Genomic DNA, 15658 nt, shown 5'->3' with positions numbered 1-15658 from the left:
CCCTGCATCTTTTTGACAGAGTATCACATCGTGCTCGCCCATGGGGATGTCTGGTCGGTAAGCCTCCAATATAGGCATTTGTTGCAGTTTATGCCCTCCGGCGATGATGTTCCGCGAGGCCGGCCGACCGGCAATGGCAGTCTCGCGAAGCGGCTTCAGGGTTGCCAACCGCCACTGCCGTAGGGGCGCGTGATCACTTCTAGGAGATGCCCGTTGAGATCGTCGAAATACAGGCCCCGGCCTCCATCATGGTGATTCAGCCCCGGTGTGCGCCTTCCGGGATCCGCCCAATGCGGCAGGTTCCCAGTTTGGATACGTGCCAGGATCGCGTCAAAACTCGTGTCATCGACCAGAAACGCATAGTGCTGCGAGACAATTTCGTGATCGACGTCCATGTAGTCCAGGTTTGCGCCATTGTCGGTCGTGACCATCCAGAACGGGCCCCATTGCTTGGGCTCTGGCAGCGACAGCATTTCGGCAAGGAAATGAGCAGACGCTTGCGAATCCTTCGCCGAGAGGATCGTGTGGTTGAAATCGACGCTCATTAGCGGTTCTCCTTCGTTTCAGGATGGAGGTTGACGGTGGGAGAATGCTGAACCTTCGGCTGAATGCGTTTTCCAAATGCCGCCACCACAGGCACTGCGAGCAAGGCCGCTCCGGTGACAATGTAGGCTGCCGCACTCCAGCCGTAAGTGTCTATTGCGGTTCCGACAGCCGAGGGGCCGAGGATCTGGCCCAAATTGTTGCCCTGAACGATCAGACCGATAACCACTGGGACCAGTCTCGCTGCAGGCGCCACGATCGGGGCGGATGACAGAAGGATCGCCGGGATCAGTCCACCAACGGCCGAGAACAAAATACAGAGAATGAAGGTAGCCGTGTCTGGCAGGATGGGGAGGAAAATGCCGAAACTGGCTGCTCCCATCATCAAGCAGGCCCCGATAAGCAGCGCAGTCCGGCCGATTCCGCGGGAAAGCAGGACGCCCGCCGCCAGATTGCCGATCACATTTGCCGCCGAAGCAAGGGCGCTCAGCAGTCCTGCGGTTTGGTGAGAGACACCCATTCGCTCCATCAACAGGACGGGCAAGAAGCTGAACAGCGCGAAAAACATCAGGCTGTAGAGTGCGAATGTAATGGCAAGTGCGAGGGCGCCCCCGGCATGGAAGACTGCAACCGTATCGATTTGCAGACGACGCCAGGACCAGGGTTGACGCTCGTTGGAGGAGGGAATGACGAACAGCACAAGCAGGCAGATGACCAGGGCAAGCGCGCTGCTCGCCCACCACATGATCCGCCAATCCCCGAACATGGGGCCTGCTAGCATTGCAACCGCCATGCCGACCGGCATGAAGCAACTCCAGAGTGCAAACGCCAGATCGCGGTCGGACGGTTGCGCGACATGGCTTAGGATCGATGGCGCCGCCACACTGATCAGCAGGAATCCAGCACCTTCGATGACGCGCGCAAGCAAGAGCCCTGACAGGCCGGTGACCACCGCCCCGAATGCAGCCCCGGTTGTCGTAACGAGCAGCCCGATGATCAACAGGCGCCGGCTGCCGAAACTGCCGACAAGTGCCCCGGTCGGAATGCCCCCGACAAGCCCAAGAGCCGCAAAAATCCCCGTCAACCAGCCAATCGCCGTCAATCCGATTCCGAGATCGGCTTGTAGCAAGGGGGCGGCAATGGCCGCCTTCCCAATCTGCAATGCCGCCACGATGCCCGCACCAACGATCAGAAACACGGCGGCCCATCGGGTGGACGATGGTTCCGACATCATGGCATGATCCTTCATCACGCCGCCTTTGCCTGGCGACCGGTGGCCAACGCCAACGCGATCTCAGCGACATGCCGCCCCTGGAAGCGGGCTCCCGCGAGTTCGTTTTCGCTTGGTTGGCGGTCACCGCCGTTGCCGTCATCGGCTAGGGTAGACGCGCCATAGGGGGAGCAGCCTGTAATCTGATCCATCCGCATCTGTCTCTTGAAGCTGTAGGGCAGGCCGACAATGATCATCCCAAGATGGAAGAGAACGGTCTGTGTGGACTTTATGGTTGTCTCCTGACCACCATGCTGGCTGCCGGTCGAGGTGAAGACGCTGCCGACCTTGCCAACAAGCTTGTCTTCGAACCAAAGGCCGCCGGTTTGGTCGAGGAAGTTCTTCATCTGTGAGGCCATATTGCCAAAGCGCGTCGGTGTGCCCAAGATAATGGCGTCATAATCGGCAAGCTCGGCCACCGTGGCCACGGGCGCCTGCTGATCGGTCTTGTAGTCCGACTTCCTGGCAACCGTATCGGGCACAAGTTCAGGAACACGCTTCACATCAACGGAAGCGCCTGTCTGGCGAACGCCTTCCGCGACTGCGGCGGCCATCGTCTCAATGTGACCGTAAGAGGAATAGTAGAGTATCAGAACCTTGGCCATCCTTGCCACCTCACTTCAGCTCTTAGCATGGAGCTGAGGTTGCCCGCTTTGATCGACCGATTTAAGTGATATAATTTTTATCAAGTCGATCAACGGAGGTGATCATGCTCGATGCGCTGACCCTTGACCAGATGCGAACATTCATCGCGATCGCAGACACCGGCAGCTTTCGGGCCGCCGCGCAGAGATTGTCGCGTGTTCAGTCAGGGGTGAGTGTTGCGATCGCCAACCTGGAGGCACAGCTCGGTGTCGAATTGTTCGACCGGTCCGGACACCGGCCTGTATTGACACCACAAGGCCAGGTACTCCTTGGCAACGCGCGAGACATCATCGTTCGTGTCGATGCGCTGCGGGCCAAAGCGCGCGGGTTTGCAGCAGGAGTGGAAACCGAAGTCGGGATCGCGGTTGATACGCTTTTTCCTGTGCAGCAGGTTGGTCGGGCGATCTCGCAGATGCGCGAGAGCTTTCCGTCAGTGTCCGTTCGTGTCCAGGTCGTGCCTCTCGGCGGGCCACTTGAGGCTCTCAGGCAGAAGCGTTGCGCGCTCTCCATTATGGTTGGCGAGGAATTCCGTGATCCGCGCATCAGATTCGACGCTTTGACTTCCATAACCCAAGTTGCCGTGGTCGCATCCGGGCATCCACTCACCCAAGGCAAAGGAGGTCGGTCACTGGAGGCTCTGGATCTCGCCGATCATCTTCAGATCGTTTTGTCCGACCCCTCTCTGATATCAGAGGGTCGTGACTTTGGGGTGATCTCGCCGCAAACATGTCGCGTGAATACCCAGGATGCCAAGCATAACCTCATCTTAGGCGGCGTTGGCTGGGGGCGCTTGCCCTTTTGGCTGGTGGAGCGCGACCTCGAACAAGGACGCCTCGTAAGGATGAATGTGAGCGCGCTCGGACGTAACGGTGAAGTCGTGTCTGAAGCCTATATTGCGCATCGCCTGGACGAATCCATGGGGCCGGCGACGCGGCAGCTTGCGGACATCCTCATCAATCTGACCAAATGCAGCGCCTGACGTGACACCGAAGACCACAGATGCTCGGCCTCGACGCTGCTCGCCATTCCATGCCTGTATAGAGGGTTGGGAGCCGGTAAGTCTTGGCGCCTTGCGATGGCGTGCATCAGGGAATTTGCCGTGCCACGGCGGGTGGACGGGCAGGGAGCTTGCCTACATCCAGCCCAGGGCCGTGATATCGCGCCGGTCGGCGGGCATCCTGGCTGCCTCTGCAAAGATCGCCTTGACGATCGAGCGCTCGCGCTCTGACTTTAGGCAGGCAATGTAATCCGTCGTCATCAACTCGTCGTTCTCGATAGGTATGGCCTGGACACGGGTAGAGGCCAGCGCCTCCAACTCCCACACGATCCCGCAGCCGAGCCCCGACGCCACGGCCTCGATCAGGGCCTCGCGGCTGCCCAGTTCCAGCACGATACGCGGCTTGATGCCGATGCGCCCCAGCGCGGCGTTGATGAGAGCCTGCGTGGTCGAACCGTCCTCGCGGCCGATCATCGGTTCGTTCTCCAGTTCCTCCAGCTTCACCGTCTTGCGCCCGACAAAGCGATGACTGCGCGAAGTAATGAGAACGCCGCGATGGTGCCACAGCGTCACCGCATGCACGCGCGGATGATCAGAGATCAGCGGCAATACCCCGACATCCACATGCCGGTCGAGCAGCTTCTGGCGTACCACCTGGGTGTTGCCGGTCGATACTGACAGGCGCACACGCGGATGGCGGGCGAGGAACTTGGCGAACAAACCCATGACGATTTGCGGCCCGTCGACCGCCAGGCGCAACTGGCCGCGCTGCTCCTCGCTGGAAACGGAAAGGGTCTCGTCGATCTGTTCCTCGAGACTGGCTAGCTGGCGTGAGAGCGTGAACAGACGCTCGCCTGCCTGAGTAAGGCGCACCCCTCGCGCATCGCGCTCGAAAAGTTTGAGCCCGTGCCTTTCCTCAAGTGAGCGAACCTGAATGGTCAGGGCCGGCTGCGTCAAACCCAGAACCTCTGCGGCCCGCGAGAAGCTGCCCTCGCGGGCGACTGCATCGAAAGCCCTTATCTGAGTATAGATCATGGCCATCCATTCCTTGGTCAAGGTATAAATTCTATTCGAATATATGGCAATAGTTTTAATTTGCCTTATAGCGCCGGAAGCAGAATTCTACCCTTCATGATGGACCAGACAAGCATCCTCCTGAACGCCGCAGCACAGGCCGTCAAGGTCGCGCGGGCCAACCGCCAACGCAGTATCGAGGCCCTCGCCACCCTTGTCCGCATCCCCTCACTAACCGGCGAGGAAGGCGCTGCGCAGGCGCATCTGTGCGCCATGCTGGAGGCTGTCGGCGCCGACGTGAGCAAGGCCGAACCGGACGTCGAGGCGATGTTCGCCGCTTATCCCGAAATCGCCCAATATCCCACCCACTGGCAGCACGATCTCATCCTCCCCTATACCGACATGCCGAGCTTCACCGCCCTAAAGGAGAGCGGTCTTGCCGGCGTGCTCAATTATGATGGCCGCCCCAACGTGGTGGGCACTTGGCGCGGCAGTGGCGGCGGACGTTCGCTGATCCTCAACGGCCATGTCGATACCGTCACTATCGAGCCCAGCGCCGGCTGGAGCTTCGATCCATTCGGCGCCGAAATCGCCGACGGACGCCTGTACGGACGCGGTGCCTGCGACATGAAGGGGGGGCTCATGGCCGCCCTGATGGCGTTGACCTATCTGCACGAGGCGGACGTGAGGCTGCGCGGTGATGTCAGCCTGCAATGCGTGGTGAACGAGGAACATGCCGGCAACGGCACACTCGACCTGATACGCCGCGGTTTGCGCGCCGATGCCGCCATTGTGCTCGAACCGACTGGCAATACGATCCGCCATACCCATCCGGGCGGGCTCTACTGGCAGGTTTCTCTCACCGGCGTGCCACGTTCGCCAGGTGCGCGCTGGGATGGCACCGACCTCGAAGGGCTGGGCGCCATCGATGCCTTGCCGCCAGTGATCGAGGCGCTGCTCGAACTGGAGCGTCGCTACAATGTGGCAACGCCGCCGGGTGAGAAGGCCCCCTTTGCCTTGACCATAGGCCGCGTTTGCGGCGGCCACTACGAAACCTCCAGCGCGGCCGAGGCCCTTTTGAAGGGCGGCGCCTATTTCGCACCATCGGTTGGCAGCGTCACTGATGTGATGGCGAGCTTCCGCGCCGCCATTACAGAGGCCAACGCCACCGACGGGCGGCTGAAACGCCATCCGGCAAAGCTCGAATTCCTGCATCATGACGATGCAACCGACCAGCCAGCGGATCTCGAAGTGGCGCGGGTGATGAGCAAGGTGCTGGCAAGCCAGGGTGCGGATACCGGGGCCTATCCCGGCCATTTCTGCTGCGATCTGCGCCACCTCGTCAATCAGGGCGGCATGACGGGCATCGTGTTCGGTCCCGGCTCGATCGCCCAGGCCCACAAGCCCGACGAATATATTCCGGTCGCTGAATATCTGGAGGCCATCGAACTGTTGGCGCTCTTCATTGCCGAATGGTGCGGGGTCGAATAATCGGGCCACGCCGTCAATGACAACAAGAAGCAAAAGGGGAAACCACATGCGTGCCACAACCATCAAGTCCGTCTTGCTTGCAGCGCCCGTTGCCCTTGTCATTGGCACCGCCGCGCAGGCGCAAGAAAGCTGCCCCAAGAGCGGGGGAACTCTGACCTACGCCTACAGCCAGGAACCCAGTGCCCTCACCACCATCGTGACCTCGGCAGTGCCGGTATCGATCATCTCCACCAAGATGTTCGAAAGCCTGCTCAACTACGAGGGTGGCGCGCTCGAGCCGAAGCCGGGGCTGGCGGAAACCTGGTCCGTCTCACCCGACTACAAGACCGTGACCTTCAAGCTTCGGCCTGACGTCAAATGGCATGACGGCAAGCCCTTCACTTCGGCCGATGTCAAGTTCTCGATCGAGAAGATCGTGCGGCCCTACCATTCCCGTGGCACGGCAAATTTCGGCAAGGTATCGGATATCGCCACGCCTGACCCGTTGACCGTCGTCTTCACGCTGGAGGAACCCGTCCCCTATTTCATGAAGGTGTTCCAGCCCGGCGAGGCGCCGATGTTCGCCGAGCACTCCTTCGAGGGTGTGGACATGTCCGACATCGCCGCCGTGCGCGGTACATCCGCCATGCAGAACCCGGTCGGAACCGGGCCGTTCAAGTTCAAGGAATGGCAGAAGGGCAGCCATATCGCACTGGAACGCAACCCCGACTATTGGCGCAAGGGCTTCCCGTGCCTCGACGGCATTGTCGCCCGCGTCATTCCCGACGGAGCAGCCCGGGCCATCGCGCTGGAGACCGGCGAACTCGACCTGATCCCGATGAGCGGCATGCCCGAAGCGGAGATCGAGCGACTATCCTCAGCGCCGGAACTGGAAGCCTCCCGCGAAGGCAGCGAGGCGCTGGGGCCGAACATGTGGCTCGAGATCAATCTGCGTGAAAAACCGTTGCAGGATCTGAAGGTGCGGCAGGCAATCAGCCTGGGGTTGAACCGCCAGCGCATCGTTGACGTCATCTGGTATGGTCAGGGCACCCCGGCGCGCAGCCTGCTGGTCAGCGCCAATCCTTATTTCAACAAGTCGCTGCCCGAATATGAATACGACCCGGCCAAGGCCGAGGCGCTGCTCGATGAGGCTGGCTATCCGCGTGGCGCTGGAGACGTGCGCTTCAAGCTGAGGCAAAACTTCCTGCCCTATGGCGAAAACTGGGTGCGGCTAGGCGAATATATCCGTCAGGAACTGTCAAAGATCGGCATCGAGGTGGAAACCCGCAGCGCCGACCTCGGTGGCTGGCTCAGGACGATCTACACGGACTGGGACTTCGACCTGACCAGCTCTTTCGTGCACAACTATTCCGACCCTTCGATCGGCAGCGAGCGCAACTTCGGCACCGCTTCGATCCGCAAGGGGGCGACCTTCACCAACTCGATGGGCTACAGCAATCCACGCGTCGATGAGTTGTTCGCCAAGGCCGCGGTGGAAGTCGATCCAGCCGAACGACGCAAGCAGTTCGATGAGTTGCAGCAGATCGTGCATGATGAGCTGCCGGTCATATTCCTGATGGAGATGTCCTACACCCATGTTTGGAACAGGCGGGTGAAGGGTTTCATCACCAACGGCATCTCCATGTATTCGCCGTGGGACGCGGTATGGAAGGAATAGGCGTGCACGATCCGCGGTGAGGAGGAACGGAGCCCGGCAATGCAAAGATTTCTTTCAGTGGCAAGGCGTATGGGGCAGATCGTGCCCAGCGTGCTCGGCATCGCCGTCCTCAATTTTGCGCTGCTTCATATGGCGCCGGGCGACGCGGCCGACATCGTTGCCGCCCAATCCGGCGGCGGAGACGAAGGCTATGTCGACGAGTTGCGCCGCTCCTTCGGCCTGGATCGGCCGCTCTACGAGCAATTCTTCATATATCTGGGAAAACTGCTCACCTTCGACCTTGGCTTCTCCCACGTACAGCAACGACCAGTCCTCGATCTGATCCTGGAACGGATTCCGGCGACGGTCCTGCTGATGCTGACGGCCATCGTGGTCGCAACGCTGCTCGGCATGGTGTTCGGCATGATCGCCGCCATGCGCCATCGCAAATGGCTGGACGGCGTCATCTCGGTGATCGCCCTTCTGGCCTATGCGACGCCGCAGTTCTGGCTGGGCCTGATGCTGGTCGTGCTGTTCTCCGTCATGCTCGGCATTTTCCCGTCCGGTGGCATGATGACGATCGGCGCCGACCTGCCCTGGCACCTGCACGTGCTCGACATCGCCAGCCACCTAGTATTGCCTTCTGTGACGCTCGGTCTGTTCTACGTAGCGCTCTACACCCGGCTCATGCGGGCTTCGATGCTGGAGGTGTTCACCTTCGACTTCATTACCACCGCCCGCGCCAAGGGGGTGTCGGAGACACGCGTCGGCTTCATCCATGCTGCCGCCAATGCACTGTTGCCGGTGCTCACCATGGTAGGCGTGCAGATCGGCCATATGCTTGGCGGTTCGATCCTTGTCGAAACCGTGTTCGGCTGGCCGGGCCTCGGACGTCTGCTATTCGACGCACTCCAGCAGCGCGACCTCAACCTGTTGCTCGGCATCCTCTTCATCTCATCGATCCTCGTCGTGGTGGTGAACCTGGCCGTCGACATGCTTTATGGGGTCCTGGACCCGAGGATGGCGAAATGACTGGTTTCCTCGATCTGTGGCGCCGCTTTCGGCGCAATGTAGCGGCTGTGATCGGTCTCTTCTTCCTGCTCTGTATCGTGCTTGCCGCGCTGTTCGGCCCCATGCTCTATCCGGTCGATCCCTACGACATGATCGGCCGGCCTTCGATGCCGCCCTCGGCCGAGTTCCCGCTCGGCACCGACGTATCGGGCCGCGACATCCTGGCCGGCCTCATCGGCGGGGCGCGCGTCTCGCTGCTGATCGGGCTGATCGCCAGTCTCGGTGCCACCGTCATCGGCGTCACGGTGGGAGCGATCGCCGGCTACAAGGGCGGCTGGTTCGACACCGTGCTGATGCGCCTGACAGATTTCTTCCTGACCATTCCTTCCTTCGTCCTGGCGGTTGTCATCATCGCGATCTTCAACCCGTCCATCGCCAGCGTCACCATTGCGATCGCCGTGGTGTCGTGGCCGCCGGTCGCCCGGCTCGCCCGTGCCGAGTTCATGGCCCAACGCGACCGCGAATATGTACAGGCCTGCCGGGCGCTCGGCATGTCCGATCTCGAGATCGCAACACGCCAGATCATGCCCAATGCGCTGCCGCCCGTGATTGTGGTATCGAGCCTGCTGGTGGCCACGGCCATCCTCACCGAGTCCGGACTGTCGTTCCTCGGCCTTACCGATCCCGACCTGATCTCCTGGGGGTACATGATCGGCGTCGGCCGCACCGTGCTGCGCACCGCCTGGTGGATGCCCGCTATCCCCGGCATCGCAATCCTGATCACCGTGCTCTGCATCAACCTGGTTGGCGAGGGCATGAACGATGCACTCAATCCGAGGCTTCAGCAACGATGAGCGAGGCAAGGGACGTCCTGTCGATAGAAGACATGAATGTCGAGTTTCCGACCACAAGTGGCGGGGTGAAGGCGGTCACCGGCCTGTCTTTCTCGCTGCGCGCCGGCGAAACATTGGCCATTGTGGGCGAATCGGGCTGCGGCAAGAGCACAGCCGCCATGTCGATCCTCAGCCTTCTGGCCATGAAGTCCCCGTGTCGGGTCAGCGGGCGTGTGCTGTTCGAGGGACACGATCTGATGAAGCTGTCACAGCGCCAGATGCGCGCCGTGCGTGGCAACGGCATCAGCATGATCTTCCAGGACCCGATGATGGCGCTCAATCCGGTGTTCACGATCGGCTGGCAAATCGCCGAAGCCCTGAAGCTGCATCTCAGGCTGTCTCCTGCCGCTGCCCGCCGCCGTGCCGTGGAGTTGCTCGACCTGGTCGGCATTCCTTCACCGTCCGAGCGCTACGACCAGTATCCGCACAATCTGTCCGGCGGCATGCGGCAGCGCGTCATGATCGCCATGGCGCTGGCCTGCGAGCCCAAGGTGTTGATCGCCGACGAACCGACCACAGCGCTCGACGTTACCATCCAGGCACAGGTGCTGGCCCTGATCAATCGCCTGAAGGCCGAGATGGGGATGGCCGTGCTGCTCATCACTCATGATCTGGGCGTGGTCTGGGAGGTCGCCGACAGGGTCGCGGTCATGTATGCCGGCCGCAAGGTGGAGGAGGCGGCAGTGGACGACTTGTTTGCCGCTCCCGCCCATCCCTACACGCAGGGCCTGCTGAAGGCGGCGAGCTGGCAGAATGACAGCTCCGGTCGCCTGCCCGAAATCGGCGGAGCCGTGCCGTCGCCGCTGTCGATGCCGCCGGGATGCAGCTTTGCGCCCCGCTGCTCGCGCGCCACCCCACAATGTGCACTGGCGGCACCGCCGCTGGTTGGAAACGCACGGCAATTTGCTTGTTACCATCCGGAGCCAGCAGCAGCATGAACATGCCCGTCCTCTCAGCCACCGGCCTAGTCAAGGAATACAATATCGGCTCCGGTTGGAGCGGGCAGCGGCGCACCGTTTACGCCCTGAGCGGCGTGAACCTGTCGGTGGATGCCGGCGAGACCCTGTCGATCGTCGGCGAATCCGGATGTGGCAAGTCCACATTGGCGCGCTGCCTGACCGGCCTCGTCGCGCCAACTGCCGGCGATATACGCCTCGACGGTGCGGCGACCGGAGAGCTGCGCGGCCGTGATGCGCAACGCTTCCGTCGCGCCGTGCAGATCGTGTTCCAGGATTCCTATGCCAGCCTCAACCCACGCCGCACCGTCGGCCAGTCGATCGGAGACGGGCTGCGCCTCCACAATATCTGCCCGCGCGCGGAACGCCGGGACCGCATCGGGGACCTATTGATCAAGGTGGGTCTGTCCCCCGACCATATCGACCGCTATCCGCACGAATTGTCAGGCGGCCAACGCCAGCGCGTGGCGATTGCGCGGGCCCTGGCGGTTGAACCCCGGCTGATCGTTTGCGACGAACCGGTCTCGGCTCTCGACGTTTCGGTACAGGCGCAGATCATCAACCTGCTCAACGACCTGCAAGCCTCGCTCGGGGTCGCCTACATCTTCATTTCGCACAACCTTTCGCTGGTCAGGCACATCTCCAATCGCATCGCGGTGATGTATCTCGGCCAGGTGGTCGAAATGGGCGACACCCATACGCTCGACGCGGTGCTGTTGCATCCCTACAGCCGTGCCCTGTTCAGCGCGTCGCCGGAGATCGGCCGCGATCGCAACGGCGCCCGCGCCGAGCCGCTGTCGGGCGACGTGCCGAGCCCGCTGGCGCCGCCTTCAGGCTGCCGCTTCCGCACCCGCTGCCCATTCGCGACAGAGCGCTGCGCCGCCGAACCACCCCAACTGCGCCGGGTAGCTGGACGCGAGGTTCGTTGTCACTACGCGGAATCGATGCTGCCCTCGATGACCACAAACGCCAGGACGGCTGCCAACCTGTGAAGCAGCGACTTCGGCCAATGCTTCCTTGGAGGTGGCGTGGGCGCCGGTCGGAATGCTGTGTGCTTGCTGCGGTGCGTGAAACACGCTTTGCCTTGTTTCATGTCCGATGATCTTGTCCTGGCAGAGCGGTCGGCTGGCGAAGGACCAAGCGAAAAGCGGATAACAAATACCAGAACGTGCTTGACAGTGAACACGGCTTAATCTTTCCTAAGCGAACCGATGTTGCAAGTCGCCACAGCGGTGTAGAGCAAGCCCGCTCAACATTAAGTCGATGACGATCCGGAGTTCGCACCTCCTGGGACAGGGCTCACAGCGCGGAGAAGCTGGATACAGCTTTTTCGAGTTTGAGACTGGCCGGGAGGGACAGAATGAGCGTCGATCTGCTTGTACGCGATGCGTATATCTATGTAGACCGTGAGTGGGAAATCGAGAGTGGCTGGATAGCCATTAAAGACGGTCGCATTCAAGCACTTGGCAAGTCTGGCGATGAGCCGGTGAGCGCGCGGGTTATTTCCGCGAACGGCAGACTTGTGACGCCGGGCTTAATAAACGCCCATCATCACATGTATCAAAATCTGACCCGGTCCTACGCCCCGGTAACGAACGGCACGCTGTTCCAATGGCTGACGGGGCTGTATCCGCTTTGGGCAAATATCGACGAAGAGTCGGTTTATCTTTCTACATACATTGCCATGACTGAATTGCTCATGGGCGGATGTACGACGTCCATGGATCATATGTACGTTCATCCCAAGCCATTCCTGATCGATGCGCAATTCCGAGCAGCAAGAGATATAGGTTTTCGTTTCTATGCCACCCGCGGATCTATGACCCGTTCAGTGGAGAATGGCGGCTTGCCGCCTGCAAGTGTGGTCCAAACTGAGGATGAAATTCTTGCCGACAGCGTGCGGCTGGTCGAGAAATATCACGATGCAAAACCCGGTTCGATGGGACGTGTAGCGCTTGCGCCGTGCTCGCTCTTCTCGGTCACGGAAAATATAATGGTAGAGTCCGCTCAACTCGCCGAGAAATACGATCTACGGCTGCACACTCATCTTGCTGAGGATCCGCAGGAGGACGAATACTGCGCTGAGGTATATAAGTGCACTCCGGTCGAATATTTCGAGCGGGTTGGCTGGGCGACGCCCAGATCCTGGGTTGCGCATTTCATTTATCCCAATGACGAGGAAATCGGCAGGCTCGCCCATGCCGGCGTCTGCACGACCCAATGCCCATGTTCCAATATGCTGATCGGTGGGGGGTCGGCAGATGTCATGGGATTGCGCCGCAGAGGCATGAGGGTGGGGCTCGGCTGCGACGGATCTGCTTCGACTGACCATGCATCTATGTGGCTTGAAGCGAGAACGGCATTGCTCTTGGGCCGTTATCGCAATGGTCCGAACTCTATGTCGGCACGCGATGTGTTGGACGTGGCAACGCGCGGCGGTGCGGCATGTCTCGGCTGGGAAGATGAGATTGGCCATCTGCGTCCAGGTGCGTGCGCGGACCTCGTTATCTGGCAGATGTCCGACGTAGCGTTGGCAGGCGCGCATAGCGATCCGGTGGAATCTTGGTTGAGATGCGGACCGGCAGTGGCCGGCACAACCATCGTGAATGGCAAGCCGCTTGTCGAAAACACACAACCGGTAATGTCCCAATTGTCATCGGTCTTGCGAGAACATGCAAAGCATGCCCGCCGAATCCAGTGCCTCGAGGTCTGATCCGTACAACAGCCCATAATGCCGTACTCAGGGAGGAGAATCGGAATGAGTGCTATTGTCCTAGACGACGATGAAGCTGAAGACGTGACGGTTGGCGACATCGAAGAAATAATTCCCGCGAAGCGCCAGTTCGCGCTGGGGGCACAACAGGCGTTGGTTTCGAATGCCTGGCTGGACCCAATCTTCATCGCATCCGTCGCAGGGTTTTCTGCCGCGCTGGCAACAAACCTTGTGACGGCAACTTTCCTTGCTGCTGGCGTTGTCACCGTCGTGCAAAGCACCAAACTGGTGCGCCTGCCGATTGTGCAAGGGCCATCGTCGGCGTTTTCGCCGCTGGCTATCGGCTACTACAAAGCCGGAACGATATCTTCTGCAAGCCTTGGGCTGCTCATTGCCGCAGGGCTGGTTTTCCTTGCGGCAGTTTCAGGTCAGTTTGCGAGGCTGCGCCGCCTGCTTTCGCCAGCCGTCTCCGGGACCATTATCACCCTTGTCGGAGTGGCCTTGGCCGGTTTTACATTCATGGAATTCTTTGGAGGGGTTGGGACAGCTAACTTTGGAACCGGTACGAGCCTGTTTATTGCTTGTGCCACGACGCTTACGGTTCTCGTTAGCGCTGCCATAGGTGGCAGGTTTCGGATGTTCGGCTTTCTGATTGCGCTTTTGGTCGGGAATTTCATTGCGCTATGCTTTGGGATGCTGGATTTTTCGAGCGTTGGAACGGCACCTTGGCTGGCCGTCCCGACACTGCTGCCTTACGGCGCACTCCAGTTTGACTTGGCTATAACAGTCACGATGTTCATCGTTTTTCTGGTTGCCGTGGTGGAAGCGATGGGAATGTATGAGGCGACGGCCAAACTTACCAACACCGAATTAACCGATCGACGCGTCAATATGGGCATCGCCGGCGAGGCGGGCGGTTCAATGGTTGCAGCCTTGATCGGTGGCTTCGGAACAACGGCCTATGCGCAAAATCTCGGTGTCGTAAAAATGACCGGAGTTGGTAGCCGGCATGTGGTCCGGGTTGCAGGCTGCATCTTTATCGCGCTTGCTTTTTTCCCCAAGGTCGCCGCGATCCTTGTGGCCACGCCTGCGCCTGTTGTTGGGGGGCTCTTTTTGCCGGCTGCTGCCACTGTCATCATGGCGGGGCTTCAACTTGCCAGCAAAGAGCGCAGATCCCCGATCAAGAATCTTGTAGCGCCATTAGGTCTTATGGCAGGACTGGGTATTCCGGCGCTATCGGGAAGCCTGGCGCCGTCACTGCCGCCAATTCTCGGCGAGATGATTGGGCATTCGATTGTCGTCGGTGCTGTGACGGTAATGGTCGCTGAACTCTGTCTGGTCAAGCTCCCGGAACTGTTTCGATCAGAATAGCTAGTCCTCCGATCGGGTGGCAAAGTTTGCACTTGATCGGACATGATCCGGCGACCGAAGTCGAGGCCCTGGATTTCGAGCCATCGCTACTATGAGACCTGTGCGCGGGTCGTTGTGGACGGCGCCGGAAGTTCGTGATTCCATTGCTCCGATCAACGGATTGAGGTTTGCGATGTCTCGTCGTCGGATTGGCCAGGAGAGCTTCAAGTTTGGTGATCGCCGCGGCACGCGCGGTTCATCACTGGACGATTTGGCCACCATCATTGACTGGGCTCCGGTCGAGCACGCTTTGTCGAACATCTCAAACGCAGCCAAGGGGGAGCCGGCATGGCCGCCGCTGGCGCTGTTCAAGGCGATGCTGCTTTCGGTCTGGTACGATCTGTCGGACGTCAAGCTCGCGGACGCGCTGGATGATCGCGCCTCGTTTCGGCGCTTCTGCGGCTTCTCGGCATCGGAGCCGACGCCGGAGCGCACGGCCTTCGTCCGCTTTCGCAAGGCGCTGGTTGAGCGGGCGCTGGACAAGGTGCTGTTCGACGCGATCACCACCCAGCTCAAGACCAAGGCTATCACGGTCAAGACCGGCACGCTGGTCGATGCGACCATCATCGCCTCGGCCAGTGAGGGCGACGGCGATGCGCGCTGGGTCAAGCACAAGGGCAAGGCGGCCGTGCACGGCTTCAAGGCTCACGTCGGCGCCGATGCCGAGACGGCACTGGTGGAAGAGGTTGCCATCACGCCCACCAACGTCAATGATGGCAAAGCCGGTCCGGATGCACTGCCGGACAACCCGGGTGAAGTCTTCGCCGACAGCGCTTACCAAGGCAACCATTTCGGCGATGCGGTTCGAACCAAAGGTGGCACGCCACGCATCGTCGTCACAGGCATGTGGGGACGCGACGAAGCCGAGACGCTCAGACGGCTCGATGCCTGGAACCAGCCGATCCATCGTGTCCGCGGGCGCATCGAGAAGATCTTCGGCACCTGGAAACGCAGCTACGGCCTGCGCCGAATGCGATGGCGAGGCCTTGCCAAAGCCGGCGTGCAGATTCGTCTCACCGCAATCGCCTACAACTTCAAACGCACCATCAGCATCGTCGCAGCAGCGACATAAAACCTTC

General features: G+C 60.6%; 14 protein-coding genes. 10 read left to right on the top strand and 4 right to left on the bottom strand.

Features of this window, described 5'->3' with window-relative positions; translation table 11 throughout:
• Positions 1-155: 155 nt before the first annotated feature.
• Genes ACVCNR_RS21110 through wrbA form a run of 3 tightly spaced genes read right to left on the bottom strand, consistent with a single transcriptional unit; the run spans position 156 to position 2418 of the window.
• Positions 156-545 carry a VOC family protein gene (locus ACVCNR_RS21110; RefSeq protein WP_447076355.1) on the bottom strand — a complete coding sequence of 130 codons (390 nt, stop codon included), beginning with the start codon at positions 543-545 and terminating at the stop codon, positions 156-158.
• Positions 545-1792 carry an MFS transporter gene (locus tag ACVCNR_RS21105; protein ID WP_447076354.1) on the bottom strand — a complete coding sequence of 416 codons (1248 nt, stop codon included), beginning with the start codon at positions 1790-1792 and terminating at the stop codon, positions 545-547. Before ACVCNR_RS21105 ends, ACVCNR_RS21110 begins: the two co-directional genes overlap by 1 nt.
• Positions 1792-2418 carry an NAD(P)H:quinone oxidoreductase gene (gene wrbA, locus ACVCNR_RS21100; RefSeq protein WP_354198779.1) on the bottom strand — a complete coding sequence of 209 codons (627 nt, stop codon included), beginning with the start codon at positions 2416-2418 and terminating at the stop codon, positions 1792-1794. The genes ACVCNR_RS21105 and wrbA overlap by 1 nt, the downstream gene beginning before the upstream one ends.
• A 104-nt stretch (positions 2419-2522) precedes the next feature.
• Here wrbA and ACVCNR_RS21095 point away from each other — a divergent pair, with 104 nt between their 5' ends.
• The gene (locus ACVCNR_RS21095; RefSeq protein WP_447076353.1) at positions 2523-3437 is read left to right on the top strand and encodes a LysR family transcriptional regulator; all 915 of its coding nucleotides are present in this window, start codon (positions 2523-2525) and stop codon (positions 3435-3437) included.
• A gap of 153 nt (positions 3438-3590) precedes the next feature.
• Here ACVCNR_RS21095 and ACVCNR_RS21090 read toward each other — a convergent pair whose 3' ends face one another.
• Positions 3591-4490, bottom strand: coding sequence for a LysR family transcriptional regulator (locus tag ACVCNR_RS21090; RefSeq protein ID WP_447076352.1), 900 nt, complete (start codon positions 4488-4490; stop codon positions 3591-3593).
• Positions 4491-4586: 96 nt separating this feature from the next.
• Here ACVCNR_RS21090 and ACVCNR_RS21085 point away from each other — a divergent pair, with 96 nt between their 5' ends.
• From ACVCNR_RS21085 to ACVCNR_RS21045, 9 genes are all read left to right on the top strand, one after another.
• Positions 4587-5960, top strand: coding sequence for a M20/M25/M40 family metallo-hydrolase (locus ACVCNR_RS21085; protein WP_447076351.1), 1374 nt, complete (start codon positions 4587-4589; stop codon positions 5958-5960).
• Between the two features lie 46 nt (positions 5961-6006).
• Entirely contained in the window at positions 6007-7617 is a 1611-nt protein-coding gene (locus tag ACVCNR_RS21080) for an ABC transporter substrate-binding protein (protein WP_447076350.1), read from the top strand.
• A 39-nt stretch (positions 7618-7656) separates the two neighbouring features.
• The gene (locus ACVCNR_RS21075) at positions 7657-8628 is read left to right on the top strand and encodes an ABC transporter permease (protein ID WP_447076349.1); all 972 of its coding nucleotides are present in this window, start codon (positions 7657-7659) and stop codon (positions 8626-8628) included.
• Positions 8625-9461 (top strand): ABC transporter permease, encoded by an 837-nt coding sequence (locus ACVCNR_RS21070; protein WP_447076348.1) that lies wholly within the window; start codon positions 8625-8627, stop codon positions 9459-9461. The genes ACVCNR_RS21075 and ACVCNR_RS21070 overlap by 4 nt, the downstream gene beginning before the upstream one ends.
• Positions 9458-10438: an ABC transporter ATP-binding protein gene (locus tag ACVCNR_RS21065; RefSeq protein WP_447076347.1), complete on the top strand. Its 981-nt coding sequence runs from the start codon at positions 9458-9460 to the stop codon at positions 10436-10438. Before ACVCNR_RS21070 ends, ACVCNR_RS21065 begins: the two co-directional genes overlap by 4 nt.
• Positions 10435-11448, top strand: a complete 1014-nt coding sequence (locus ACVCNR_RS21060; protein WP_447076346.1) for an ABC transporter ATP-binding protein — start codon at positions 10435-10437, stop codon at positions 11446-11448. Before ACVCNR_RS21065 ends, ACVCNR_RS21060 begins: the two co-directional genes overlap by 4 nt.
• 368 nt (positions 11449-11816) lie before the next feature.
• Positions 11817-13169, top strand: a complete 1353-nt coding sequence (locus ACVCNR_RS21055; RefSeq protein ID WP_447076345.1) for an 8-oxoguanine deaminase — start codon at positions 11817-11819, stop codon at positions 13167-13169.
• Between the two features lie 45 nt (positions 13170-13214).
• Positions 13215-14540: a uracil-xanthine permease family protein gene (locus tag ACVCNR_RS21050; protein ID WP_354198799.1), complete on the top strand. Its 1326-nt coding sequence runs from the start codon at positions 13215-13217 to the stop codon at positions 14538-14540.
• Positions 14541-14712: 172 nt separating this feature from the next.
• On the top strand, positions 14713-15651 hold the full coding sequence (locus tag ACVCNR_RS21045; RefSeq protein ID WP_447076680.1) for an IS5 family transposase: 939 nt from the start codon (positions 14713-14715) through the stop codon (positions 15649-15651).
• Positions 15652-15658: the final 7 nt, after the last annotated feature.

This window comes from Aquamicrobium terrae (assembly GCF_052978165.1).
The sequence above is the reverse complement of the archived record's forward strand: the minus strand, read 5'-3'. Positions and strand labels throughout refer to the sequence as shown.